Annotated in this window: 19 protein-coding genes; 5 read left to right on the top strand and 14 right to left on the bottom strand. The window is 66.1% G+C overall.

Features of this window, described 5'->3' with window-relative positions; genetic code table 11:
• Both BMZ19_RS05005 and BMZ19_RS05000 read right to left on the bottom strand, forming a co-directional pair.
• Nucleotides 1-1,338 (bottom strand): Na(+)-translocating NADH-quinone reductase subunit A, encoded by a 1,338-nt coding sequence (locus BMZ19_RS05005; RefSeq protein ID WP_090307783.1) that lies wholly within the window; start codon nucleotides 1,336-1,338, stop codon nucleotides 1-3.
• A 353-nt stretch (nucleotides 1,339-1,691) separates the two neighbouring features.
• Nucleotides 1,692-3,152 (bottom strand): glyceraldehyde-3-phosphate dehydrogenase, encoded by a 1,461-nt coding sequence (locus BMZ19_RS05000; RefSeq protein WP_090307781.1) that lies wholly within the window; start codon nucleotides 3,150-3,152, stop codon nucleotides 1,692-1,694.
• 128 nt (nucleotides 3,153-3,280) lie between these two features.
• Between BMZ19_RS05000 and mfd the strand changes: the two genes are divergently transcribed.
• Together mfd and BMZ19_RS04990 are read left to right on the top strand one after the other, a co-directional pair.
• Complete coding sequence (gene mfd, locus BMZ19_RS04995) at nucleotides 3,281-6,721, top strand: transcription-repair coupling factor (protein ID WP_090307779.1); 3,441 nt, start codon at nucleotides 3,281-3,283, stop codon at nucleotides 6,719-6,721.
• An 11-nt stretch (nucleotides 6,722-6,732) separates the two neighbouring features.
• Nucleotides 6,733-7,260 (top strand): CsiV family protein, encoded by a 528-nt coding sequence (locus tag BMZ19_RS04990; RefSeq protein ID WP_090307776.1) that lies wholly within the window; start codon nucleotides 6,733-6,735, stop codon nucleotides 7,258-7,260.
• A gap of 69 nt (nucleotides 7,261-7,329) precedes the next feature.
• Here the strand turns inward: BMZ19_RS04990 and BMZ19_RS04985 are convergent, their stop codons facing one another.
• The 4 genes from BMZ19_RS04985 to BMZ19_RS04970 all read right to left on the bottom strand — a co-directional run bounded on the left by BMZ19_RS04985 (nucleotide 7,330) and on the right by BMZ19_RS04970 (nucleotide 10,379).
• The gene (locus BMZ19_RS04985; protein WP_090307774.1) at nucleotides 7,330-8,070 is read right to left on the bottom strand and encodes an S-methyl-5'-thioinosine phosphorylase; all 741 of its coding nucleotides are present in this window, start codon (nucleotides 8,068-8,070) and stop codon (nucleotides 7,330-7,332) included.
• A gap of 10 nt (nucleotides 8,071-8,080) precedes the next feature.
• Entirely contained in the window at nucleotides 8,081-9,079 is a 999-nt protein-coding gene (gene nagZ / locus BMZ19_RS04980; protein ID WP_170847707.1) for a beta-N-acetylhexosaminidase, read from the bottom strand.
• A gap of 9 nt (nucleotides 9,080-9,088) precedes the next feature.
• Nucleotides 9,089-9,613, bottom strand: coding sequence for a L,D-transpeptidase (locus BMZ19_RS04975; protein ID WP_090307771.1), 525 nt, complete (start codon nucleotides 9,611-9,613; stop codon nucleotides 9,089-9,091).
• 67 nt (nucleotides 9,614-9,680) lie between these two features.
• Nucleotides 9,681-10,379: a TetR/AcrR family transcriptional regulator gene (locus BMZ19_RS04970; protein WP_090307767.1), complete on the bottom strand. Its 699-nt coding sequence runs from the start codon at nucleotides 10,377-10,379 to the stop codon at nucleotides 9,681-9,683.
• Nucleotides 10,380-10,561: 182 nt separating this feature from the next.
• Between BMZ19_RS04970 and lexA the strand changes: the two genes are divergently transcribed.
• Nucleotides 10,562-11,176: a transcriptional repressor LexA gene (lexA, locus tag BMZ19_RS04965; RefSeq protein WP_090307764.1), complete on the top strand. Its 615-nt coding sequence runs from the start codon at nucleotides 10,562-10,564 to the stop codon at nucleotides 11,174-11,176.
• 66 nt (nucleotides 11,177-11,242) lie between these two features.
• On the opposite strand, the gene BMZ19_RS04960 is transcribed toward lexA, so the two are convergent.
• From BMZ19_RS04960 to fadB, 6 genes are all read right to left on the bottom strand, one after another.
• Nucleotides 11,243-11,482 (bottom strand): hypothetical protein, encoded by a 240-nt coding sequence (locus BMZ19_RS04960; RefSeq protein WP_090307761.1) that lies wholly within the window; start codon nucleotides 11,480-11,482, stop codon nucleotides 11,243-11,245.
• A 165-nt stretch (nucleotides 11,483-11,647) separates the two neighbouring features.
• On the bottom strand, nucleotides 11,648-12,169 hold the full coding sequence (locus BMZ19_RS04955) for a DUF6586 family protein (protein WP_090307759.1): 522 nt from the start codon (nucleotides 12,167-12,169) through the stop codon (nucleotides 11,648-11,650).
• Nucleotides 12,170-12,309: 140 nt separating this feature from the next.
• Nucleotides 12,310-14,913, bottom strand: a complete 2,604-nt coding sequence (topA, locus tag BMZ19_RS04950) for a type I DNA topoisomerase (protein WP_090307756.1) — start codon at nucleotides 14,911-14,913, stop codon at nucleotides 12,310-12,312.
• Nucleotides 14,914-15,051: 138 nt separating this feature from the next.
• Complete coding sequence (locus BMZ19_RS04945; protein WP_090307753.1) at nucleotides 15,052-15,300, bottom strand: DUF1653 domain-containing protein; 249 nt, start codon at nucleotides 15,298-15,300, stop codon at nucleotides 15,052-15,054.
• Nucleotides 15,301-15,374: 74 nt separating this feature from the next.
• On the bottom strand, nucleotides 15,375-16,550 hold the full coding sequence (gene fadA / locus BMZ19_RS04940) for an acetyl-CoA C-acyltransferase FadA (protein WP_090307750.1): 1,176 nt from the start codon (nucleotides 16,548-16,550) through the stop codon (nucleotides 15,375-15,377).
• Between the two features lie 29 nt (nucleotides 16,551-16,579).
• Complete coding sequence (gene fadB, locus BMZ19_RS04935; RefSeq protein WP_090307747.1) at nucleotides 16,580-18,727, bottom strand: fatty acid oxidation complex subunit alpha FadB; 2,148 nt, start codon at nucleotides 18,725-18,727, stop codon at nucleotides 16,580-16,582.
• Between the two features lie 349 nt (nucleotides 18,728-19,076).
• On the opposite strand from fadB, the gene BMZ19_RS04930 reads away from it, so the two are divergent.
• A complete protein-coding gene (locus BMZ19_RS04930) occupies nucleotides 19,077-19,517 on the top strand; it encodes a universal stress protein (protein ID WP_090307745.1) in 441 nt (146 codons plus the stop codon).
• A 51-nt stretch (nucleotides 19,518-19,568) separates the two neighbouring features.
• On the opposite strand, the gene BMZ19_RS04925 is transcribed toward BMZ19_RS04930, so the two are convergent.
• Together BMZ19_RS04925 and BMZ19_RS04920 are read right to left on the bottom strand one after the other, a co-directional pair.
• On the bottom strand, nucleotides 19,569-20,261 hold the full coding sequence (locus BMZ19_RS04925) for a DUF6901 family protein (RefSeq protein WP_090307742.1): 693 nt from the start codon (nucleotides 20,259-20,261) through the stop codon (nucleotides 19,569-19,571).
• A 33-nt stretch (nucleotides 20,262-20,294) separates the two neighbouring features.
• The gene (locus tag BMZ19_RS04920) at nucleotides 20,295-22,205 is read right to left on the bottom strand and encodes an ATP-binding cassette domain-containing protein (protein ID WP_090307740.1); all 1,911 of its coding nucleotides are present in this window, start codon (nucleotides 22,203-22,205) and stop codon (nucleotides 20,295-20,297) included.
• A 198-nt stretch (nucleotides 22,206-22,403) separates the two neighbouring features.
• Between BMZ19_RS04920 and BMZ19_RS04915 the strand changes: the two genes are divergently transcribed.
• Nucleotides 22,404-24,335: a transglycosylase SLT domain-containing protein gene (locus BMZ19_RS04915; protein ID WP_090307738.1), complete on the top strand. Its 1,932-nt coding sequence runs from the start codon at nucleotides 22,404-22,406 to the stop codon at nucleotides 24,333-24,335.
• Nucleotides 24,336-24,349 lie beyond the last annotated feature (14 nt).

Genomic DNA, 24,349 nt, shown 5'->3' with positions numbered 1-24,349 from the left:
TCAGCCCTCCTTTTCGATGCGGGTGAGGTTGTCCCGCAGGATCGGGCCGTACTCATACTTGCCGGCGCAGACATAGCTGCACAGCGCCAGGTCTTCCTCGTCCAGCTCGAGGCAGCCAAGCTTCTGCGCCATCTCGGTATCGCCGACGATCAGCGAACGCAGCAGCTGGGTGGCCAGGATATCCAGCGGCATCACCTCTTCGTAGTTGCCCACCGGCACCATGGCGCGCGGGCTGCCGTTGGTGGTGGTGGTGAAGGGGAACAGCTTGCCGCCCATCAGCTTGGAGACGAACACGTTGAGCACCGAGTGCTTGTTCACCCCGGCACGCAGGTAGTGCAGCATCTCGCGGTCGTTGCCTTCGCGCAGGCAGGACACCTGCAGGTGGTAGCGGCCGAGATAGGCACAGGCGCCACGCGCGGTGCGCCCGCCGAACACCGAGCCGGAGATCAGCCGGTTGTGACCGGCCTGCAGCTCGCCGGCGGTCAGCTCCTGCAGGCTGGCGCCCAGACGGGTACGCAGCAGACGCGGCTTGTCGACCACCGGACCGGCCAGGGCAACCACGCGCTCGGTCCACAGCTGGCCGCTGGTGAACAGCTTGCCGACGGCGATGACGTCCTGATAGTTGATGGTCCACACACTCTTGGTCGCACTGACCGGATCGAGGTGGTGGATATGGGTCCCGACCAGACCCGCCGGATGCGGGCCGGCGAAGGCCTCGGTGGTCACCCCGGCCAGGCTCTCGCCGGGCAGGCTGACGCCCTCGGCCTTGCACAGGAACACCTTGGCCAGACGACCGAGCACCTTGAGACCACTCTCGAAGTCGGCCGCATGCTCGGCGGTAATCACCGCTGGATCGGCGGCGAGCGGATTGGTGTCGATGGCGCTGACGAAGATCGAGCTGGGCGTCGCGTCGACCGCGGGCACCTTGCTGTACGGACGGGTCCGCAGGGCGGTCCACAGGCCGGAGTTCAGCAGGTTCTCGCGTACCTGGCCGGCATCGAGGCTGGCCAGCTGGGCGGCCGGATAGCTGGCGAAGGTGAACTGCTCGTCGCCTTCGAGGTCAATGACCACAGACTGCAGGACACGCTGTTCGCCACGATGAATGGCGCTCACCACACCGGAGGCCGGCGCAGTAAAGTTCACCCCAGGAGTCTTCTTGTCGGAAAACAGGACCTGGCCGAGCTTCACTCGATCACCGACCTGCACCTGCATCGTGGGCTTCATCCCGTGATAATCGAAGCCAACGAGCGCAACGCTGCGCACGGGCCGGGCGGCCTCGATACGCTGCGCGGGTGCGCCGGTGATAGGCAGATCCAGACCACGTTTGACTTTAATCATACGTATCGCCTAATCACTATTACTAAAGGGTTCAGGCCCGCCTCACCTGCCGCGCCGGAAAGTGCGGCAATATGCCCCATCCTTTGGCAACATCAGACGATTGCGAACCCGCGAAAAATTATCCGGACGATTATAAGGAGCTACTTTCCCACTGGCCACCTAACCGTTTGATTATTTCGGCCATTGGTAACACCCGGCGACACTTGCGCACTTGACCCACCCGGATCGGAGGGAAAACCACCGAGAAGGGCTCATACAGGCGCGCAGCCCCGCCCGCCGACAGGCGTTGATATCTCAGAAACGCAAAACGGGAGCCGAGGCTCCCGTTTTGGTTTTTCAGTACCCTGCGCGGATCAGCGCGGGAAGGCCGGCGGGTTGACCCCAGCCACGTCTTCCAGCACACGCACTACCTGGCAGCTGTAACCGAACTCATTGTCGTACCACACGTACAGCACGACGCGATTGTCGTTGCAGATGGTGGCCTCGGCATCGACCACACCGGCGTGACGGGAACCCACGAAGTCGGTGGACACCACTTCCGGCGAGTTGGTGAAGTCGATCTGCTTGTGCAGCTCGGAGTGCAGCGCCATGTGACGCAGGTACTCGTTGATCTCGTCGCGGCTGGTGGCCTTTTCCAGACTCAGGTTGAGAATGGCCATGGACACGTTCGGCGTCGGCACGCGAATGGCGTTGCCGGTCAGCTTGCCCTTCAGCACCGGCAGGGCCTTGGCGGCAGCGGTGGCGGCACCGGTCTCGGTGATCACCATGTTCAGCGCGGCACTGCGACCACGACGGTTGCCCTTGTGGAAGTTGTCGATCAGGTTCTGGTCGTTGGTGTAGGAGTGCACGGTCTCCACGTGGCCATGAACGATGCCGAACTTGTCGTAGATCGCCTTGAGCACCGGCACGATGGCGTTGGTGGTGCAGGAAGCGGCGGAGAGGATCTTGTCCTCGTCGCTGATCAGGCCGTGGTTGATGCCGTGAACGATGTTCTTGACCTCGCCCTTGCCCGGCGCGGTCAGCAGCACGCGGGCCACGCCCGGGCACTTGAGGTGCTGGCCGAGGCCTTCGGCGTCGCGCCACTTGCCGGTGTTGTCGACGACGATGGCGTCCTTGATGCCGTAGGCGGTGTAGTCCACGGTGGTCGGATCGTTGGAGTAGATCACCTGGATCAGGTTGCCGTTGGCGAGGATGGTGTTGTTCTCCTCGTCAATGGTGATGGTGCCGTTGAACGGGCCATGCACCGAGTCGCGACGCAGCAGGCTGGCACGCTTGACCAGATCGTTCTCGGCACCCTTGCGCACGACGATGGCGCGCAGGCGCAGGCCGTCGCCGCCGCCGGTCTTCTCGATCAGGATGCGCGCCAGCAGGCGGCCGATGCGACCGAAACCGTACAGCACCACGTCGGCGCCCTGATGACCGTTGCTGCCCTGCTTGCCAACCACCGCAGCCAGCTCTTCACGGACGAACTGCTCGGCGCTGCGGCCGCTGCCTTCGTGCTTGAACTTGACCGCCAGGCGACCCAGGTCAACGGAGGCAGCGCCCAGTTCCAGCTGGCTCATCGCCTGCAGAAGCGGGAAGGTATCGTGGACCGACAGCTCGGCATCGTCGATCTGGCGAGCGAAGCGATGCGCCTTGAGGATGCCGATCACCGAGCGATTGATCAGGCCGCGACCGTAGATCGAGGTCACCACTTTATTGTTGCGATAGAGCTGGCCGATCAGCGGAATCATGGCCTCAGCGAGGGCCTCGCGGTCAATCCACTCACCAAGGCACTGGTCGGTCTTCTGGTTCACGGGCGGTACCTTCCACATGTAGGAGATGACAAAAAGGGCTACATTATGACGGCCCCGGCGCTTTCGGGCAACGTGCCCCCGCGAGCACTGACAGCTGGCGCAGCCGCCCGCTACAATCCGGACTTTGTCGCCATCCAGAGTCGCCCGTGACCGTACTGCGTCTTCCGAGCCTGCCGGCCGCTTCCGGCAAACAACACTGGGGCAATCTGCCCGGCGCCGCCCAGGGCCTGGCCATCGCCGAGGCCGCCGCTGCCGCGCAGCGCTTCACCCTGCTGCTGACCGCCGACAGCCAGAGCGCCGAGCGCCTGCAGGAGGAATTGCGCTTCTTCGCCCCCGACCTGCCGGTGCTGCACTTCCCCGATTGGGAAACCCTGCCCTACGACGTATTCTCGCCACACCAGGACATCATTTCCCAGCGCATCGCCAGCCTATACCGACTGCCCGAACTCAAGCACGGCGTGCTGGTGGTGCCGATCGCCACCGCCCTGCACCGCCTGCCGCCGCCGGCCTTCCTGCTCGGCTCCAGCCTGGTGCTGGATGTCGGCCAGCGCCTGAACGTCGACACCACCCGCACGCGCCTGGAGGCCGCCGGCTATCGCTGTGTGGACACCGTCTACGAGCACGGCGAGTTCGCCGTGCGCGGTGCGCTGATCGACCTCTATCCGATGGGCAGCCCGCTACCCTATCGCATCGACCTGTTCGACGACGAGATCGAAACCCTGCGCACCTTCGACCCGGAGACCCAGCGCTCGGTCGACAAGGTCGACTCGGTGCGCCTGCTGCCGGCGCGCGAGTTCCCGATGCAGAAGGAGGCGGTGGCTACCTTCCGCGCACGCTTTCGCGAGCGTTTCGACGTCGACTACCGGCGCTGCCCGCTGTACCAGGACCTGTCCAGCGGCCTGGCCCCGGCCGGCATCGAGTACTACCTGCCACTGTTCTTCGAGCAGACCGCCACCCTGTTCGACTACCTGCCCGGCGATACCCAGGTATTCTCCCTGCCCGGCATCGAGCAGGCCGCCGAGCAGTTCTGGGGCGACGTGCGCAACCGCTACGAGGAACGCCGCGTCGACCCCGAACGCCCGCTGCTGCCACCGGCCGAGTTGTTCCTGCCGGTGGAAGACTGCTTCTCCCGCCTGAAAAGCTGGCCGCGGGTCATCGCCGACCAGCAGGATGTGCAGACCGGCGTCGGCCGCGAGCGTTTCGCCGCCCGCGTCCTGCCCGACCTGGCGATCCAGGCCAAGGCCGGCGAGCCACTGGCCGCCCTGCGCCGCTTCATCGAGGAGTACCCCGGCCGCGTGCTGTTCTGCGCCGAGTCGGCCGGCCGCCGCGAAGCCCTGCTGGAACTGCTCGCCCGCCTCAAGCTCAAGCCCCGCGAGGTCGACGGCTGGCCCGGTTTTGTCGCTACCAGCGAACGCCTGGCGATCACCATCGCGCCGCTGGACGAGGGTCTGCTGCTCGACGAACTGGCGCTGATTCCGGAAAGCCCGCTGTTCGGCCACCGGGTCATGCAGCGCCGCCGTCGCGACAAGGTCCGCGATGGCGGCGACAACGTGATCAAGAACCTCACCGAGCTGCGCGAAGGCGCGCCGGTGGTGCACATCGACCACGGCGTCGGCCGCTACCACGGCCTGGTCACCCTGGAAGTCGAGGGCCAGGCCGCCGAATTCCTCATGCTCGAATACGCCGAGGAAGCCAAGCTCTACGTCCCGGTGGCCAGCCTGCACCTGATCGCCCGCTACACCGGCGCCGACGATGCGCTGGCGCCGCTCCACCGCCTGGGATCGGAAACCTGGCAGAAGGCCAAGCGCAAGGCTGCCGAACAGGTGCGCGACGTCGCCGCCGAACTGCTCGACGTCTACGCACGACGCGCCGCCCGCGAGGGTTTCGCCTTCAGCGACCCGCGACTCGACTACGAAACCTTCAGCGCCGGCTTCCCCTTCGAGGAAACCCCGGACCAGCAGGCTGCCATCGACGCGGTCCGCGAGGACATGCTCGCCGCCAAGCCGATGGACCGTCTGGTGTGCGGCGACGTCGGCTTCGGCAAGACCGAAGTGGCCATGCGCGCCGCCTTCATCGCCGTGCACAGCGGCAAGCAGGTGGCGGTGCTGGTGCCCACCACCCTGCTCGCCCAGCAGCACTACAACAGCTTCCGCGACCGCTTCGCCGACTGGCCGGTGAAGGTCGAGGTGATGAGCCGCTTCAAGTCGGCCAAGGAAGTGCGCGAGGCCGAGCTGCTGCTGGCCGAGGGCAAGGTGGACATCGTCATCGGCACCCACAAGCTGCTGCAGGAGGACGTGAAGTTCCGCGACCTCGGCCTGGTGATCATCGACGAAGAGCACCGCTTCGGCGTGCGCCAGAAGGAGCAGCTCAAGGCCCTGCGCAGCGAGGTGGACATCCTTACCCTGACCGCCACGCCAATCCCGCGCACCCTGAACATGGCGGTGTCGGGCATGCGCGACCTGTCGATCATCGCCACCCCGCCGGCGCGCCGGCTGTCGGTGCGCACCTTCGTCATGGAGCAGCAGAACACCGTGATCAAGGAGGCCCTGCTGCGCGAGCTGCTGCGCGGCGGCCAGGTCTACTACCTGCACAACGACGTCAAGACCATCGAGAAGTGTGCGGCCGACCTGGCCGAACTGGTGCCCGAGGCACGCATCGGCATCGGCCACGGGCAGATGCGCGAACGCGAGCTGGAACAGGTGATGGGCGACTTCTACCACAAGCGCTTCAACGTGCTGGTGGCCTCGACCATCATCGAGACCGGTATCGACGTGCCCAGCGCCAACACCATCATCATCGAGCGCGCCGACAAGTTCGGCCTGGCCCAGCTGCACCAGTTGCGCGGCCGGGTCGGCCGCAGCCACCACCAGGCCTACGCCTACCTGCTCACCCCGGCGCGCAAGGCGATGACCGACGACGCGCAGAAGCGCCTGGAAGCCATCGCCAACGCCCAGGACCTCGGTGCCGGCTTCGTGCTGGCCACCCACGACCTGGAGATACGCGGCGCCGGCGAACTGCTCGGCGAAGGTCAGAGCGGGCAGATCCAGGCGGTCGGCTTCACCCTGTACATGGAAATGCTCGAGCGTGCGGTCAAGGCCATCCGCAAAGGCGAACAGCCCAACCTGGAACAGCCGCTGGGCGGTGGCCCGGAGATCAACCTGCGCCTGCCGGCGCTGATCCCCGAGGACTACCTGCCCGATGTGCATGCCCGACTGATCCTCTACAAGCGCATCGCCTCGGCCGAGGACGAGCGCGCACTCAACGAGCTGCAGGTGGAGATGATCGACCGCTTCGGCCTGCTGCCGGAGCCGGCGAAGAACCTGATGCGCATGACCCTGCTCAAGCTGCAGGCCGAGCAACTGGGGATCAAGAAGGTCGATGCCGGCCCGCAAGGCGGGCGCCTCGAGTTCACTGCCGACACCCTGGTCGAGCCGCTGACCCTGATCAAGCTGATCCAGAGCCAGCCGAACCGCTACAAGTTCGAAGGCGCCACCTTGTTCAAGTTCCAGGTGCCGATGGAACGCCCGGAACAGCGCTTCAATACCCTGGAGGCGCTGTTCGAGCGCCTGACTCCACCATCCGCCTGAAGGAAAACCCCATGCCCCGACTGCTCCGCCCCCTGCTGGTCGCGCTGCTGCTGATCGCCCCCACGGCCTTTGCCGAAGCGCTGTACCAGGTCGAACTGATCGTCTTCCGCCAGGCGGATAAGGCCGTGCACGCCAGCCAGCCGGCACCGGAAGACTGGGCCGGCAATGCCGCGGCGATCCCCGCGGAACGCGAGCGCAGCCCGGCACTGACCGACACCGCGGCCAAGCTGGAAGGCAGCCAGGGCTACCGGGTGCTGCTGCACAAGGCCTGGCAGCAGGGCGTCGGCACCAGCCCGGCGCCGCTGCGCTTCGCCACCGGCAAGCAAAGCGACGGCCACTTCCCGGTCGAAGGCGTGCTCGACCTGACCCAGGGCCGCCAGCTCGAGCTGAACCTGCAGACCTGGGTCAACCAGTTCAACGGCGACGGCTTCCTGACCTCCAGCGAACGCCTGCAGATCCAGCGCCGCCTGATTCCCGGCCAGCTGACCTACCTCGACCATCCGAGTCTGGGCGCCCTGATCCGCGTCAGCCCGCTCTGAAGCCAGCGCCAGACAGCAAAAAGGGCGGCAGATCGATGATCTGCCGCCCTTTTCCGTTGCTGGCGGTTATCAGGCTTGCGCCAGCACCCGCTGCAGCACAGCCTTGACCTTGCCCATGCCGTCGGCCAGGGCCTGCTCGATCTCGGCCATGGTGATCACCCCGGTCGACTTGCCGGCCGCCGGATTCACCACCAGCGCCAGGCAGGCGTAGGGCAGCGCCAGTTCGCGGGCCAGTACGGCTTCCGGCATGCCGGTCATGCCGACGATATCTGCGCCGTCACGCTCCATGCGGGCGATTTCCGCCACGGTCTCCAGGCGCGGCCCCTGACTGCAGGCATACACGCCATGCCCACTGTATGGATAGCCTTCAGCCTGCAGTGCGCCGATCAGCTTGGCGCGCAGGTTTTCGGCATAGGGATGGGTGAAGTCGACGTGGGTGACATGATCCAGCTCGCCTTCGTAGAAGGTGTGCTCGCGCCCCCAGGTGTAGTCGATCAGCTGGTGCGGCACGCAGAAGTGCCCGGTGCCCATGGCGGCATGAATGCCGCCCACCGCATTGACCGCGATGATCGCCTCGGCACCGGCCTGCTTCAGCGCCCACAGGTTGGCCCGATAGTTGACCTGGTGCGGCGGGATGCGATGCGGATGACCGTGACGGGCGAGGAACAGCACCTCGCGACCGCCGAACTCGCCGCGCAGGATGTCGGCCGAAGGCGCGCCATAGGGCGTTTCCAGCGATACTGCTTCGCGGATGCTGAGTCCTTCGAGCTGGGTCAGCCCGGTTCCGCCGATGATTGCTACCACTGCCATTGTGCTCTCCTTATTCAATCAATCCGGCCGAACGCAGTGCGCCCTGCGCTTCGAGCCAGCGCGGCTGGGCCCGATAATCCTGTCCCGGCCAGCGCCGTGCGCGCATGCCGGCCAGCTGCAGCGCGGGGCTGACGCCACGGCGCTGCAGGTATTCGAGGGCCAGTTCGGCGGCCCCGCGGTCATTGCACACCAGCGCCATGTCGCAGCCGGCATCCAGCGCCGCCGCCACCCGCGCATCGGCGGCGCCGGCCACGTGGGCGCCAGCCATGCTCAGATCGTCGCTGAAAATCACTCCACGGTAACCCAGCTCGCCACGCAGGATGTCATGCAGCCAGCGCCGCGAGAAGCCTGCCGGCTGTTCGTCGACCTGCGGGTAGATCACGTGCGCCGGCATGATGCCGTCGAGCAGCGGCGCCAGGCGCGCGAAGGGTTGCATGTCGCAGGCGCGGATCTCCTCCAGCGAACGCTCGTCGCGCGGGATGGCCACATGCGAATCCGCCTCGGGCCAGCCGTGACCGGGGAAATGCTTGCCGGTGGCGGCCATGCCGGCTTCGCGCATGCCGCCGATGAAGGCCGCCGCCAGTTCGCCGACCCGCAGCGGATCGGCACCGAACGAGCGCGAGCCGATCACCGTGCTGCGTCCGTGATCCAGATCGAGCACCGGCGCGAAGCTGAAGTCGAGGCCGACCGCCAGCACTTCGCTAGCCATCAGCCAGCCGCACTGCGCGGCCAGTTGCAGCGCATCGGGCGCCGCCGCCAGCGCCTGCATCGACGGCAGGCGCACGAAGCCCTGACGCAGGCGCTGCACCCGGCCGCCCTCCTGATCCACCGCCAGCAGCAGATCGGGGCGCTCGGCGCGGATCGCCGCGCACAGCTCGCGGACCTGCTGCGGGTGCTCGATGTTGCGGGCGAACAGGATCAGGCCGCCCACTTCGGGCTGGCGCAGCAGCTGCCGATCCTCGGCCGTCAGCCAGGTGCCGGCGATATCCAGCATCAGCGAACCAGACATTCGAACTCCTCAGTCAAGCGCCGCCAGCCGCCATTGCGGCTGCGGCGCTTCATCAATGATCACGGGACAGTGCAGCGGCACCTGCTCGAACAGCGCGAGCAGGTCGGCATTGCGCAGGCGGATGCAGCCATGCGAGCGCGCCTCGCCCATCGGCTCGCTGTCCGGGGTGCCGTGCAGGTAGATGTAGCGGCGGAAGGTGTCGACCGTACCGAGGCGGTTGCGCCCCGGCTCGCAGCCGCTCAGCCAGAGAATCCGGGTGAGGATCCAGTCGCGCTGCGGATGCTGCGCGGCCAGCGCCGGCGACCAGATCTCGCCGGTCCAGCGCCGCCCCACCAGCACCGCCGCCTCGGGCAGACCGGCACCGATTCTGGCGCGCACCTGATGGCGGCCACGCGGCGTGCAACCGGAGCCCTGCTGCTCGCCCGGCCCGTTGAGGGCGGTGGAGACCGGCAGGCGCAGGCATAGCTCGCCGGCAGCGAAGCTGTACAGGCACTGGTCGGCGATGGAAATATGCAGCAGATCGAGCATGGGCATGGCTTTTGGCAGGGATGCGCTAGCTTAGCCGATCCGCACGACCGGACGCACCCGTCAGCAGCGCGCCTTATTCCACAACACCGACTCGGCCCTGCAAACACGGGCGCGCGTCCAGCATCTCGTCGCTCAATGCACTGTCGGCACGCATGCCCGCCGCCATGAACGGCACCATCAGGCGCATCACCTGCTCGGTGGAGGTCTGCACACCGAAGTCGGCCTCGGCCATGCTCCGCAGAGTCCTGATCCCCGACATGCTGAAGGCCACCGCCCCGAGCATGAAATGCATGCGCCAGAACAGCTCCAGCGGCGGAATCCGCGGCGCCGCCTGATCCAGCAGCGCCGTGTAGCGGCGGAACACCTTGCCGTACATGATCTCCAGATAGCTGCGCACATGCCCCTGCCCCTGACTGAAGGCCAGCCCCAGCAGGCGCATGAAGATCGACAGGTCGTTACCGATTCGCGGCTTGAGGCTGAGCATCTGCTCCACCAGCAGCTCGAGCAGCTCCTCGAGCGTGGCCGCCGCCGCGGCGGGCGGACGCTGCCGGCGCTCCAGCTCGCGCTCGAGTCCCTGGCAGAATGGCCCGAGGAACCGGGCGAAAACCTCCTGGATCAGCGCCTCCTTGGAGCCGAAGTGATAGTTCACCGCAGCCAGGTTCACCCCGGCCTTGCTGGTAATCAGCCGCAGCGACGTTTCGGTAAAGCCCTTCTCGGCAAACAGCTGCTCCGCAGCATCGAGAATCCGCTCGACGGTTTCCGACTGGACCATGATCCCCCCACCTGGCGAACATGCATTTGAAACCAGAGTTTCAAGTGCTTGATCCAGTGAGTATGTACGCCCTGCCGCCCTCTCGCCAACCGGCCACGTAGGGCCCGGCTGGCAAAGTGGTTGCCAGAGCCGCAACCCTGTATATACTTCCAGCAACTGGATAAAAAGACAGAGCACGGTCCATGCAGAAACTGACACCGCGCCAAGGCGAGATCCTGGCCTTCATCAAGAGCTGGCTGGACGCGCACGGCTATCCGCCGACCCGCGCCGAAATCGCCCAACAGCTGGGCTTTCGCTCCCCCAACGCGGCCGAGGAGCATCTGCGCGCGCTGGCCCGCAAGGGTGCCATCGAGATGATTCCCGGCGCCTCCCGCGGCATCCGCATCCCCGACAGCGAGTCGGCGCTGCGCGAGGGCGAACTGCCGATCATCGGCCGGGTCGCAGCCGGCGCACCGATCCTCGCCGAGCAGCATATCGAGGACAGCTGCCGGATCAGCCCGGAATTCTTCCATCCACGCGCCGACTTCCTGCTGCGCGTGCACGGCATGAGCATGAAGGACGTGGGCATTCTGGATGGCGATCTGCTCGCCGTGCATGCCTGCCGCGAGGCCAGCAACGGGCAGATCGTGGTCGCGCGAATCGGCGAAGAGGTAACGGTCAAGCGCTTCCAGCGGCGCGGCAAGCGCGTGCAGCTGCTGGCGGAAAATCCGGAGTTCGCCCCGATCGTGATCGATCTGGACAAGCCGGATCAGGAGTTCGTCATCGAAGGCCTGAGCGTCGGCGTCATTCGCCGCTGAGTCCGGCTCTGAGAAGCTCGCAGCCTAAGCTGCGGGCTTCCGCAGAGCATTCGAACCACCCGCGGGTCAGTGCAGTACGCGCGACTCGCCGTTGTAATCCTGCTCGTAGTCGCCATCGGCCATGCTGCCGGCCATCTGCACGCCCAGATTGAACATGGCCTTGGCCACCTCGATGTGCAGCCCCTGCAGGAAGACCTTGGCATCCTCGGAAAACTCGAGAGTCACCAGCGCCTCCTCATCGTCGCCGCGACGCAGGACGATGCGGCCATCGGGCAATTCCACGATTTCCAGGAAGGATGTCGGCATGGGAAAGGTGCTCCGCGGAAAAAGGCCGGCATTGTAACAGCGCCGTGCGCCACACCCTAGCGCAGCGACAAGATCACCCCGCCATGCGTCGGACAGCCCCCTGCCCCGCAGCGGCGGCGATCAGTCCGGCCAACCGACCGCGGACGGAGCCACCCGGGCGGGCTGTCACCACTCGCTCATGCCTTCACGAAAGCGTGCCGCCAGCAGCCTGATCTGCTGCTGCCAGTCAGCCAGTGCCGGTAACTCCAGCTCGGCCTGCACGGGCTCGCCCACGCTGACCGCGGTGATCAACGCCAAGGATGGATCGACCTTGGCCCTCTTCGCCTCGCGCGGCGGCTCGAACAGCCCGCCGTAGGCACTCAGCAGCTGCCCCAACCAGCTCTGGCGATCCTGCGCCAGCTCGACCATCTCGGCCAACTCAGGACTGGGCGCAGCCTCCAGCACCTCGGCGGTCAGCAGTTGTTCGACCTGTGGCGCAGCCGCCTGGGGCAGGCGGTAGTAGCCGGCGATCTCGTGGCACAGGCCCAGCGCTGCGCCGTACAGATGGAACAGCGCGCTCTCGCGGGCCGCCTGGATCTGCGTCCGTGCATTCAACGCCTGGGCCGCCTCGGCAGCGCGCCAGGCTTCCAACGCCAGACCGGCAAAGTAGAGTTTCTGATTGGTACGGGTATACAGCTCGTTGGCCATGGCGGACTCCTCGACAGAATCCCGAGTATACGCCGCCGAGGCCAACCTCCGCAGCGCGCGCCATGCGCAGCCCCAACGCAGAACCGGCCGGGCGTCTGCACGCACCGGCCGGTTCCGTTAGAGCTTGCCGAGACTTCGGCTTAGCGCTTGTCTTCCACCGTCCACTTGCCGTCAGCGTAGAAGGCGCGCCAGCCGCTGGGCTTGCCCTCCACCTCGCTCTGCACGTACTGCTCCTTGGTCTTGCGACTGAAGCGGATCACCGCCGGGCGGCCGTCCGGGTCCTGCTGCGGTGCCTCCAGCAGGTAGTGGTACTTGGGATCGATCTCGTCGCGGTGCGGCAGCAGCTCGACCACCAGCGGTGCGCGGGTTTCGCGGTTCTTGGGGAACTGGCTGGCAGCGAGGAACAGGCCCGAGGCGCCGTCGCGCAGCACATAGACGTCGTCGACCTTGGCGCAGCGCAGCTCGGGCATCTTCACCGCGTCCATCTTGGGCGGTGCCGGCTCGCCGCTCTTCAGCAGCTTGCGGGTGTTCTTGCATTCACTGTTGGTGCAGCCGAAGAACTTGCCGAAGCGGCCGGTCTTGAGCTGCATCTCGCTGCCGCACTTGTCGCACTCGAGGCTCGGGCCCTCGTAGCCCTTGATGCGGTACTGGCCTTCCTCGATCTCGTAACCCGGGCAGTCCGGGTTGTTGCCGCAGATGTGCAGCTTGTGCTGCTCGTCGAGCAGATAGGCATCCATCGCCGTGCCGCACTTGGCGCAGCGGTGCTTGCCACGCAACACCCGCGACTCGGATTCGCCCTCGTCGTCGGCGGCGATCTCGTCGCCGGGGATCAGGTTGACGGTGGCCTTGCAGCGTTCCTTGGGCGGCAGCGCGTAGCCCGAGCAACCGAGGAACACGCCGGTGGAAGCGGTGCGGATCATCATCGGCCTACCGCAGTCCTTGCACGGAATATCGGTCAGGGTCGGCAGGTTGGCACGCATGCCGCCGTCGCTGACCTCGGCGGCTTCGAGCTTCTGCTTGAAGTCGGCGTAGAACTCGTCGAGCAGGTGCTTCCACTCGCGCTCGCCCTGGGCCACGTCGTCCAGGCGCTCTTCCATGCCCGCGGTGAAGCCGTAGTCCATCAGGTTGGCGAAGCTTTCCGACAGGCGATCGGTGACGATGTCGCCCATCTTCTCGGCGTAGAAGCGGCGATTGTGCAGGGTCACGTAGCCGCGATCCTGAATGGTCGAGATGATCGCCGCATAGGTCGACGGCCGGCCGATGCCGCGCTTCTCCATCTCCTTGACCAGGCTGGCTTCCGAGTAGCGCGCCGGCGGCTTGGTGAAGTGCTGGGCCGGGTCGAGCTTGAGCAGCTTGAGCTGGTCGCCCTGGGCCATGTCCGGCAGCACGTCATCCTCGCCAGGCTTGCTCTGCGGCGGCAGCACGCGGGTGAAGCCGTCGAACTTGAGGATGCGGCCCTTGGCACGCAGATCGAACTCGCCGGCCTTGACCGTGACGCTGGTCGACAGGTACTCGGCCGGCAGCATCTGGCAGGCGACGAACTGGCGCCAGATCAGCTCGTACAGACGCTCGGCGTCGCGCTCCATGCCGGTCAGCTGGGTCGGCTTGAGGTTGACGTCGGACGGACGGATTGCCTCGTGCGCCTCCTGGGCGCCCTCCTTGCTGCTGTAGACATTCGCCTGGGCCGGCAGGTATTGCTTGCCGAACTCGCCCTCGATGAAACCGCGCGCCATGTCGAGGGCATCGGCGGAGAGGTTGGTCGAGTCGGTACGCATGTAGGTGATGTAGCCGGCCTCGTAGAGACGCTGGGCCATCATCATGGTCTTCTTCACCCCGAAGCCCAGACGGTTGCTCGCCGCCTGCTGCAGGGTGGAGGTGATGAACGGTGCGGAAGGCTTGCTCGAAGTCGGCTTGTCCTCTCGCTTGGCCACCTGGTAGGCAGAAGCCTTCAGCGCCTCGACCGCAGCCATGGCCTGCGCTTCGGTGACCGGCTTGAAGGCTTCGCCGCCCTGGCGGGTGACCTCGAAACGCACCTGGGCACCGCTATCGGTGGCCAGGTCGGCGTGCACGTCCCAGTACTCTTCGGGAATGAAGGCGCGGATCTCGCGCTCGCGATCCACCACCAGCTTCGCCGCCACCGACTGTACACGGCCGGCGGACAGGCCGCGGGCGATCTTGGCCCACAGCAGCGGCGAGACCATGTAGCCGACCACGCGGTCGAGGAAGCGACGCGCCTGCTGGGCGTTGACCCGGTCGATGTCCAGCTCGCCGGGCTGGGAGAAGGCCTCCTGGATGGCCTTCTTGGTGATCTCGTTGAACACCACGCGCTTGTAGCGGCTGTCGTCGCCACCGATGGCTTCGCGCAGGTGCCAGGCGATCGCCTCCCCCTCTCTATCCAAGTCGGTTGCGAGATAGATGGTGTCGGCATCCTTGGCCAGACGGCGCAGCTCCTCGATCACCTTTTCCTTGCCGGGCAGGATCTCGTACCTGGCCTTCCAGCCGTGCTCGGGGTCGACGCCCATGCGGGTGAACAACTGGCGCTTGGCCTTCTCCTTCGGCGACAGCGCCGGCGTTTCGGCCGCTGCCGCCTTGCCGCGCTTGACCGGCTCCTTGCTGGCCGAGCCGCTGGTGGGCAGGTCGCGGATGTGGCCGATGCTCGACTTCACCACGTACTGGTTGCCCAGATACTTGTTGATCGTCTTGGCCTTGGCCGGGGATTCCACGATGACCAGAGATTTGCCCATGAATCGGAAAGTTCCTGAAAAGATGTCGAGATGAACGGTTGGCACCGTCGGCGCAGAATATGCAATTAAATGTAACTGCGCCCTGATAAGGCCACGCTATATATAGTGGCCGGTGTAACGAGGTCAAGCGCGCGACTATTACCGATTGCCCTCAGCGTAGCGAAATTCCACGCTTTCGCCGCGCACCAGGGCAAAGCGCGGCAGGGTTTCGCCATCCACCTCGACGGTTTCGAGAAACATCGCCAGCGGCCGCACCCACAGGCTGTAGTCGCCATACAGGGCCTGGTAGACCACCATCTGCTCTTCCGTCTCGGAATGCCGGGCCAGCCCGAACACGCGGTACTCACGCCCCTTGTAGTGACGGTAGAGTCCGGCTTGCAGCGTCATGTTCACCTCCCAGCCATTGCCCAGCCGAAACGCAAACCGGGGCGCACGGCCCCGGCTTGCGTCATGCAAAAAGGTCAGACGCGCTCAAACACCGTGGAGATACCCTGACCGAGGCCGATGCACATGGTCGCCAGACCGAGGGTGCCGCCGCGCTGCTTCATCACGTTGAGCAGGGTGCCGGAAATCCGCGCCCCGGAGCAGCCGAACGGGTGACCGAGGGCGATGGCGCCGCCGTGCAGGTTGACCTTGTCGTCCATCCGCTCCAGCAGCTTGAGATCCTTGAGCACCGCCAGGGCCTGGGCGGCGAAGGCTTCGTTGAGTTCGACATGATCGATATCGTCCAGACTCAGGCCGGCACGCTTGAGCGCCTTGCGGGTCGCCGGTACCGGCCCGTAGCCCATGACCGACGGATCCACCCCGGCCACCGCCATGGAACGCAGCACCGCCAGCGGCTGGATGCCGAGGTCGATGGCGCGCTGCCCGCTCATCACGATCATGCACGAGGCACCGTCGGTGATCTGCGAGGAGGTGCCGGCCGTCACCGTGCCGCCCTTGGGGTTGAACACCGGCTTGAGTTCGGCCAGTCCGGCCAGGGTGGTTTCCGGACGGATGGTCTCGTCGTAGTCGAAGACCTTGAGGAAGCCGTGCTCGTCATGCCCCTGCATCGGGATCAGCTCGTCCCTGAAGCCGCCACCCAGCGTGGCCTGCTGCGCCAGCTGGTGCGAGCGGAAGGCGAACGCGTCCTGCGCCTCGCGGCTGATACCGTGCATCTTGCCGAGCATCTCGGCGGTCAGGCCCATCATGCCGGCCGCCTTGGCCACATGTAGCGACAGCTGCGGGTTGGTATCGACACCGTGGGTCATCGGCAGGTGGCCCATGTGCTCGACACCGCCGACCACGAACACATCGCCGTTGCCGCTCTGGATCGCCTGGGCAGCGCTGTGCAGCGCGCTCATCGACGAGCCGCACAGGCGGCTGACGGTCTGCGCGCCACTGGTATGCGGGATCGGCGTCATCAGCGCGGCCATCCGCGCAATGTTCCAGCCCTGCTCGAGGGTCTGATTGACGCAGCCCCAGATCACATCCTCCACTTCGGCCGGATCGACCTTGGGGTTGCGCGCCAGCAGGCGGGTAATCAGTTCGGCCGACAGGTTTTCGGCGCGGGTATGACGGTGCATGCCGCCCTTGGAACGGCCCATGGGACTGCGACCGAAGTCGACGATCACCACGTCTCGCGGATTCAGGCTCATAACTTTTTCTCGCTCCAGTCGTTGCGCGCTCAGGCGAAGAACTTGCGGCCGGCTTTCGCCATTTCGCGCAGCTTCTCGGTCGGCTGGTACAGCCGACCGAGCCCGGCATGCCGATCAGCCAGGGCAACGAATTCGGCCAGGCCGAGGCTGTCGATGTAGCGCAGCGCACCGCCGCGGAACGCCGGGAAGCCGATGCCGTAGATCAGGCCCATGTCCGCCTCCGCCGCACTGGCGACGATGCCGTCCTCCAGGCAGCGCACCGCCTCCAGGCACAGTGGCAGCATCATCACCGCAACGATCTCCTCATCGGAGAACTCGCGCCGCTCGCCGACCACCGGCGCCAGCACCTCGTGCACGCCCGGATCGGCCATTTTCTTCGGCTTGCCGCTCTTGTCGGGGTGGTAGACGTAGAAGCCCTTGCCATTCTTCTGCCCGAGGCGACCGGCATCGAAGAGTGCATCGATGGCGCTGCGCCCGTCGTCCTTCATGCGCTCGGGGAAACCGGCCGCCATCACCGCGCGGGCATGGTGGGCGGTGTCGATGCCGACCACGTCGAGCAGGTAGGCCGGCCCCATCGGCCAGCCGAACGTCTCCATGACCTTGTCGATGCGTTGGAAGTCGACACCCGCCGCGACCAGGCGGGTGAAGCCGCCGAAGTAGGGAAACAGCACGCGATTGACCAGAAAGCCCGGGCAGTCGTTGACCACGATCGGCGTCTTGCCCATCGCGCGCGCATAGGCCACCGTGGTGGCGATGGCGGCCGGGCTGCTCTTCGCGCCACGAATCACCTCGACCAGCGGCATCATGTGCACCGGATTGAAGAAGTGCATGCCGCAGAAGTTTTCCGGCCGCTTCAGCGCCGTTGCCAGCAGATCGATCGAAATGGTCGAGGTGTTGGTGGCCAGGATGGTGTCCGCCCCGACCTGCCCCTCCACCTCGGCGAGCACCGCCTGCTTGACCTTGGGGTTCTCGACCACCGCCTCGACCACCAGGTCGACCTGGGCGAAATCGCCGTAGGACAGCGTCGGGCGGATCGCATTGAGCGCCTCGGCCATCTTCGCCGGGGTCAGGCGGCCCTTCTCCACCCGATTGCCGAGCAGCTTGGCCGCTTCGTCGAGGCCGAGCTGGATGGCTTCCTCGCGGATGTCCTTGAGCAGGATCGGCGTGCCCTTGACCGCCGACTGGTAGGCAATGCCGCCGCCCATGATGCCGGCGCCGAGCACGGCGGCCAGCTTCACCGGGCGGGCGTCCTTGTCATAGGCGCGGGCCTGGCGCTTGAGCGCCTGGTCGTTGAGGAACAGGCCGACCAGACTGCGCGCCACTTCGGTCTTGGCCAGCTTGACCAGCCCCAGCGCCTCGATCTCCAGCGCCTTGTCGCGGCCGTGGCTGGCCGCCTTCTGGATGGTCTTGACCGCCTCCACCGGCGCCGGATAGTGCGGCCCGGCCTGGCCGGCCACGTAGCCCTTGGCACTTTCGAAGGCCATCATCTGTTCGAGCTGGTTGAGCTTGAGCTTCTCCAGCTTGGGCTGGCGACGCGCCCGATGATCGAGCTCGCCAGCCATCGCCCGACGGCACAGATCCAGCGCCGCCTCGCGCAGCCGTGCTGGGGCGACCACCGCATCGACCACGCCGACCTTCAGCGCAGCCTGCGCATCGTTTTCCTTGCCGCTGGCGATCCACTCGATAGCGTTATCGGCGCCGATCAGCCGCGGTAGGCGCACGGTGCCGCCCCAGCCGGGATTGATGCCCAGCTTCACTTCCGGCAGGCCGACCCTCGCGCTGTCGGCCATGACGCGAAAATCCGCCACCAGGCACATCTCCAGTCCGCCGCCCAGGGCCAGGCCGTTGATCGCCACCACGGAGGGCAGCGGCAGGTCCTCGAAGGCATTGAAGATGCGATTGGTCGCGAGGTTGCCGGCCAGCAATTCGTCCTCCGGCAGGCCGAACAGCGTGAGGAACTCGCCGATGTCGGCACCGACGATGAAGGCTTCCTTGCCACTGGTGACGATCACGCCCTTCACTGCAGCCTCGGCGCCGATAGCGGCAATCGCCTCGTGCAGCTCGCTCAGGGTCAGACGGTCGAACTTGTTGACGGTCTCGCCCTCGCGATCGAAATTCAATTCGGCGATACCGTCCTCGAGCGCCGCAACGGTGATGGCTTTACCCTGGTAAATCATCGACTGATCTCCATCTATGGAAGCGTGAACCTGCACATCCGCCCCGGTTTGCGCACCCGACACGCCATCCGGCAAGGATAGCCGCCAGCACCGGGATCATTCAGGACAAACTACGCGCAGGCACCCGGCACGACCCAAACCGATTCATACGGGTGTTTGATCCGATTGCCACACCCTCGGGGAATTCCATAGGCTTGTCAATCGAGCACCGCGAGGCGACTGCCCGGGCGAGACGCGCCAGGAGCTGACCAATATCATGGCTTTCGCCCGCCACTGCTGCATCATGAACCAACAGCCGAGCTGCAAGCTGGGCCATACTGGAATCCATTCCCTGCCACGGAGAAGCGAAATGAACTACCAACACCTGCTGGTCGCGGTCGACATGACCGATGATTGCCACACCGTGATTCAGCGCGCGATAGAACTGGCCCACAGCTGCCAGGCTCGCCTGTCGCTGGTGCACGTGGTCGAACCGATGTCCATGGCCTTTGGCGGCGACGTGCCGATGGATCTGTCGGCGCTGCAGCAGCAACAGATCGACCAGGCGCGCGCCCAGCTGGACGGCTTCACCGCCAGCCACGCCGAACTGACCAAGGACAACACCCACCTGGCCTTCGGCCAGCCGCGCCAGGAGATCCACCGTCTGGCCAGCGAGCAGGGCTGCGACCTGATCGTGGTCGGCAGTCACGGCCGCCACGGCCTGGCCCTGCTACTCGGCTCGACCTCAAACGACGTGCTGCACGGCGCGCCCTGCGACGTACTGGCGGTGCATCTGAAGAAACCAGAGTAAAGGGTGTCAACTGCGTCACGCCGGGCCTTGCGCCCGGCATGACGCAACGAGTCAGAACACGCCCAGTTCGGTGCCGCTGCTCATCACCAGCGGACGGATCTTGCTGAGCTGGGCTTCCAGCGAATAGGACACGCTGGAGGCCATGGAGAAGAAGCTGAGGAAGGCCTTGAGGTTGGAGTCGTTCTCGCAGGTATCGTGGATGCGCTGCCAGAACGCCTGGTTGACCAGCTGCAGTTGCTGGTAGTTCTTGACCAGCCCCTTGAGTTCCCAGTCGGCATGCCGGCCTTCGCGCATGTTGTAGTACTGGCGCATCAGGTACAGCGAGACGGTACGCAGGATGAATTCCTGGTTGCTGGCGAACGGCAGGTGCTGCTGGGCCATCGGCTTGAGGCGGCAGAGCATCGGACAGGCGCTGGTGGCCATCAGCACGCCGAGCAGGGCACGCAGTCCGGCCTCCAGACTGACCTCCTTGTAGTACTCGCGCTCGGCGGTGATCACACGTACCTTGGCCTTCTTGAAGGCCGGCAGCCCACGGAAATCCTCGATCACCTGGTACAGGTCGACCGCCGCCGGGCAGTGCGTGTTGATGTCCTTGTTCAGCGGGCAGTTGCTGCACTGCTCGTGATCCAGGCGGGTCCAGCGCGGCGCATCGTTGGCGGCGGCCGGATCGTAGCTGCGATTCAGCTCGACCCGATAATTGAACTCATGGTTGTCATCCAGCGTGATCCTGTACTCGATGGTCATTCCCTACTCCGTGTCCGTATCCGTGTCAGTGCATCAACCTTCCAATTCGGCCCAGCGCTCCAGCAAACGATCCAGCTCCTGCTGGAGGAACTCCAGACGCGCCAGAGCCGCATGGGTCTGCTCCTGAGGCTGCAGATAGAAATCGGGATTGGCGATCTCCTCCTGCAGAGCGGCCTGCTCGCTCTCCAGCGCCTCCATCCGTGCCGGCAGTCCATCCAGCTCGCGCTGATCCTTGTAACTCAGCTTCTTGCGCGCGACCGCAGCGGGGGCGACCACCGCCGCCTCGACCGTCGCCGGCTTGCTGTCCTGGGCCGGCTTCTCACCCGGCTCCTTGCCAACCCCGAGCAGGCGCGGCGAACCACCCTGGCGCAGCCAGTCCTGGTAGCCGCCGACGTATTCGCGCACCCGGCCCTCGCCCTCGAACACCAGGGTGCTGGTCACCACGTTGTCGAGGAAGGCCCGGTCGTGGCTGACCATCAGCACGGTGCCGGGGAAGCCGAGCAGCACTTCCTCGAGCAGCTCGAGGGTTTCCACGTCCAGATCGTTGGTCGGCTCGTCCAGCACCAGCAGGTTGGCCGGCTTGCTGAACAACTTGGCCAGCAAAAGGCGTGCCCGCTCACCACCGGACAGCGCCTTGACCGGCGAGCGCGCGCGCTGCGGGCTGAACAGGAAGTCGCCGAGGTAGCTGAGAATATGGCGATTCTGGCCGTCGATGGTGATGAACTCGCGGCCTTCGGAAATGTTGTCGATCACCGTCTTTTCGGTATCCAGCTGCAGACGCAGCTGATCGAAATAGGCCACCTCCAGCTTGGTGCCGACCTTGATGCTGCCGCTGGTCGGCTGCAGCTCGCCGAGCAGCAGCTTGAGCAGGGTGGACTTGCCGGTGCCGTTGGCGCCGAGCAGACCGATGCGGTCGCCGCGCTGCAGCACCATGGAGAAATCGCGGATCAGCGGCTCGCCGCCGGGATGGGCGAAGCCGACGTGCTCGGCGACGATCACCTGCTTGCCGGACTTGTCCGCCACATCCAGCTGGATGCTGGCATTGCCCTGGCGTTCGCGGCGTTCGCGACGCTCGCTGCGCATCTCCTTGAGCGCGCGCACGCGGCCCTCGTTGCGGGTGCGACGGGCCTTGATGCCCTGGCGGATCCACACCTCTTCCTGGGCCAGGCGCTTGTCGAACAGCGCGTTGGCCGCCTCTTCCGCCGCCAGCTGTTGCTCCTTGTGCACCAGGAAGCTGGCGTAGTCGCCGTTCCAGTCGATCAGGTGGCCGCGGTCCAGCTCGAGGATGCGCGTGGCCAGGCTCTGCAGGAAGGCGCGGTCGTGGGTGATGAACAGCACCGCGCCGTTGAAGCCGAGCAGCGCCTCTTCCAGCCAGGCGATGGCGCCGATGTCGAGGTGGTTGGTCGGCTCGTCGAGCAGCAGCAGATCCGGCTCGGCCACCAGCGCCTGGGCCAGCAGCACGCGGCGGCGCCAGCCACCGGACAGCTCGGCCAGGGTCTTCTCCGCCGGCAGCTGCAGGCGACTCAGGGTATTCTCCACCAGTTGCTGCAGGCGCCAGCCGTCGCGCGCTTCCAGCTCCTGCTGGACGCGGGACAGCTCGGTCAGGTCATCGTCGGTCTGGATGTGCTGGGACAGATGGTGGTACTGCGCGATCAGCTTGCCGACCTCGGCCAGCCCTTCGGCCACCACGTCGTACACGCTGCGCTCGTCGGCCGGCGGCAGCTCCTGCGGCAACTCGCCGATCTTCAGCGACGGTGCGCGCCAGACCTGGCCGTCGTCCGGACGCTGGTCGCCCTTGACCAGCTTGAGCAGGCTGGACTTGCCGGTGCCGTTGCGACCGATGATGCACACCCGCTCGCCCCGGGCAATCTGCCACGACACCTTGTCCAGCAACGGCGTGGCGCCGTAGGCGAGGGACACATCGGTGAACTTGAGCAGGGTCATGGGCAACGCTCTCCGCAGGAATGGCCGCGCATTCTACTCGCTGTTTGCCCACACGGGGCATAGTGGATTTCCTACAGACAGCAGTAATTTCGCCAAACCGCCGGTTTTCCAACGAGCGGCGCTTTGAGGGCCGTCTGCCGCGCGCTAAGCTTCACGCATTCAGCTCATCCCGCCCACGCCAGAAGTACCGGATTCCCCATGCGCGCCCGCCCGCTTGTCCTGATTGCCTGTCTGCTTGCCAGCCTCGGCCTGTTCACCCAGCCCGCGACCGCCGCCTCCCTGGCCCAGCAGCGCATCCTCTACGACGAAGCCAAGCGCGCCCTGGGCAAGAACGACCCTGCGCCCTACCTGCGCAACCGCCAGGCCCTGCAGGGCTACCCGCTGGAGCCGCATCTGGCCTACGACGAGCTGACTCTGCGCCTGAAGAACGCCAGCAACCGCGAGATCGAGACCTTCCTGGCCGAGCACGGCGACCTGCCGCAGATCGGCTGGATGAAGCTGCGCTGGCTGCGCTGGCTGGCCGAGCGCGGCGAGTGGCAGACCTTCATCAAGCACTATTCGCCGGCCCTGGAATTCACCGAGCTGGACTGCCTGCTCGGCGAGTACCAGTTCCGTCACGGCCAGGCCGCCGACGGCGCCATCACCGCCAAACGGCTGTGGCTGACCGGCAAGTCGCAGCCCAACACCTGCGACCGCCTGTTCGACCAGTGGCGCGCCCAGGGCGGGCTGACCGAGGACATGCGCTGGCAGCGCCTCAAGCTGGCCGCCCAGGAGCGCAACTATGGTCTGGCCAGCTACCTGCAGAAGACCCTGGGCAGCCTCGCCGGCCAAGGCCAGCTGCTGATCGAGGTGGCGCAGAAGCCCGAACTGCTGCAGCAGCGCCAGCGCTTTGCCGCCAGCGACCGCCACACTGCCGACGCCGTCGGTCTCGGCCTGCGCCGCCTAGCGCGGCAGAACCCGGAACAGGCCCTCGGCCTGCTCGAGGAATACAGCCGCCACCTGCCGTTCTCCAGCGAGGAGAAGGTAGCCATCGCCCGCGAGATCGGTCTGACCCTGGCGCGCCGCTTCGACGCCCGGGCCCTCAAGGTGATGAGCCAGTACGATCCTGAACTGCGCGACAACACCGTCAGCGAGTGGCGCGCCCGCCTGCTGCTGCGCCTGGGCCGCTGGGCCGACGCTCACCAGTTGACCCGGCAGATGCCCGGCGACCTGGCGGCCAGCAGCCGCTGGCGCTACTGGCAGGCGCGCAGCCTGCAGCTGGCCCAGCCCGGCAGCAAGGACCCGATCCGCCTGTACATGCCGGTGGCCGGCGAGCGCGACTTCTACGGCTTCCTCTCCGCCGACCGGATCAACGCACCCTATCAGCTCAACCACAAGCCGATGGCCATCGACCCCAAGGTGATGCAGAAGGTGCGCAACACCGCCGGCATCCGCCGCGCCCTAGAGTTCCACGCCCGCGGCCAGATCGCCGACGGGCGTCGCGAGTGGTACCACGTCAGCCGCCTGTTCAGCCGCGAGGAGCTGGTGGCCCAGGCGCGCCTTGGCTACGAGATGGAATGGTACTTCCCGGCAATCCGCGCCATCAGCCAGGCCCAGTACTGGGATGACCTCGACGTGCGCTTCCCCATGGCCCACCAGCACACCCTGACCCGTGAGGCGCGCAACCGCGGCCTGCACTCGAGCTGGGTGTTCGCCATTACCCGCCAGGAAAGCGGCTTCATGGCTGACGCGCGCTCGGGGGTCGGCGCCATGGGCCTGATGCAGCTGATGCCGGCCACCGCCAAGGAAACCGCGCGGCGCTACGGCATTCCGCTGCGCTCGGCGCAGCAGGCCTTCTCGCCCGAGGTCAACATCCAGCTCGGCGCCGCCTACCTGAGTCAGGTCTATGGCCAGTTCGGCGGCAACCGCATCCTCGCCTCGGCCGCCTACAACGCCGGTCCAGGCCGGGTGCGCCAGTGGCTGCGCGGCAACGAGCAGATGCCGTTCGACATCTGGATCGAGACCATACCCTTCGACGAAACCCGCCAGTACGTGCAGAACGTGCTGTCGTACTCGGTGATCTACGGGGAAAAACTCGGCGCTCCGCAGAAGCTGGTGGAGTGGCACGAGCGCGAGCTGGGGCAGCAGTAATACCGGCACGTCGC

Source organism: Pseudomonas linyingensis (genome assembly GCF_900109175.1).
GTDB classification, from domain to species: Bacteria; Pseudomonadota; Gammaproteobacteria; order Pseudomonadales; family Pseudomonadaceae; genus Geopseudomonas; species Geopseudomonas linyingensis.
This window is presented reverse-complemented; position numbering and strand designations above follow the sequence as displayed.

What these genes read in the sequence shown, in the direction of transcription:
- BMZ19_RS05005 (WP_090307783.1), bottom strand. Translation starts at nt 1,338, where the DNA reads ATGATTAAAGTCAAACGTGGTCTGGATCTGCCTATCACCGGCGCACCC.
- BMZ19_RS05000 (WP_090307781.1), bottom strand. Translation starts at nt 3,152, where the DNA reads ATGTGGAAGGTACCGCCCGTGAACCAGAAGACCGACCAGTGCCTTGGT.
- BMZ19_RS04990 (WP_090307776.1), top strand. Translation starts at nt 6,733, where the DNA reads ATGCCCCGACTGCTCCGCCCCCTGCTGGTCGCGCTGCTGCTGATCGCC.
- BMZ19_RS04985 (WP_090307774.1), bottom strand. Translation starts at nt 8,070, where the DNA reads ATGGCAGTGGTAGCAATCATCGGCGGAACCGGGCTGACCCAGCTCGAA.
- nagZ (WP_170847707.1), bottom strand. Translation starts at nt 9,079, where the DNA reads ATGTCTGGTTCGCTGATGCTGGATATCGCCGGCACCTGGCTGACGGCC.
- BMZ19_RS04975 (WP_090307771.1), bottom strand. Translation starts at nt 9,613, where the DNA reads ATGCCCATGCTCGATCTGCTGCATATTTCCATCGCCGACCAGTGCCTG.
- BMZ19_RS04970 (WP_090307767.1), bottom strand. Translation starts at nt 10,379, where the DNA reads ATGGTCCAGTCGGAAACCGTCGAGCGGATTCTCGATGCTGCGGAGCAG.
- lexA (WP_090307764.1), top strand. Translation starts at nt 10,562, where the DNA reads ATGCAGAAACTGACACCGCGCCAAGGCGAGATCCTGGCCTTCATCAAG.
- BMZ19_RS04960 (WP_090307761.1), bottom strand. Translation starts at nt 11,482, where the DNA reads ATGCCGACATCCTTCCTGGAAATCGTGGAATTGCCCGATGGCCGCATC.
- BMZ19_RS04955 (WP_090307759.1), bottom strand. Translation starts at nt 12,169, where the DNA reads ATGGCCAACGAGCTGTATACCCGTACCAATCAGAAACTCTACTTTGCC.
- topA (WP_090307756.1), bottom strand. Translation starts at nt 14,913, where the DNA reads ATGGGCAAATCTCTGGTCATCGTGGAATCCCCGGCCAAGGCCAAGACG.
- BMZ19_RS04945 (WP_090307753.1), bottom strand. Translation starts at nt 15,300, where the DNA reads ATGACGCTGCAAGCCGGACTCTACCGTCACTACAAGGGGCGTGAGTAC.
- fadA (WP_090307750.1), bottom strand. Translation starts at nt 16,550, where the DNA reads ATGAGCCTGAATCCGCGAGACGTGGTGATCGTCGACTTCGGTCGCAGT.
- fadB (WP_090307747.1), bottom strand. Translation starts at nt 18,727, where the DNA reads ATGATTTACCAGGGTAAAGCCATCACCGTTGCGGCGCTCGAGGACGGT.
- BMZ19_RS04930 (WP_090307745.1), top strand. Translation starts at nt 19,077, where the DNA reads ATGAACTACCAACACCTGCTGGTCGCGGTCGACATGACCGATGATTGC.
- BMZ19_RS04925 (WP_090307742.1), bottom strand. Translation starts at nt 20,261, where the DNA reads ATGACCATCGAGTACAGGATCACGCTGGATGACAACCATGAGTTCAAT.
- BMZ19_RS04920 (WP_090307740.1), bottom strand. Translation starts at nt 22,205, where the DNA reads ATGACCCTGCTCAAGTTCACCGATGTGTCCCTCGCCTACGGCGCCACG.
- BMZ19_RS04915 (WP_090307738.1), top strand. Translation starts at nt 22,404, where the DNA reads ATGCGCGCCCGCCCGCTTGTCCTGATTGCCTGTCTGCTTGCCAGCCTC.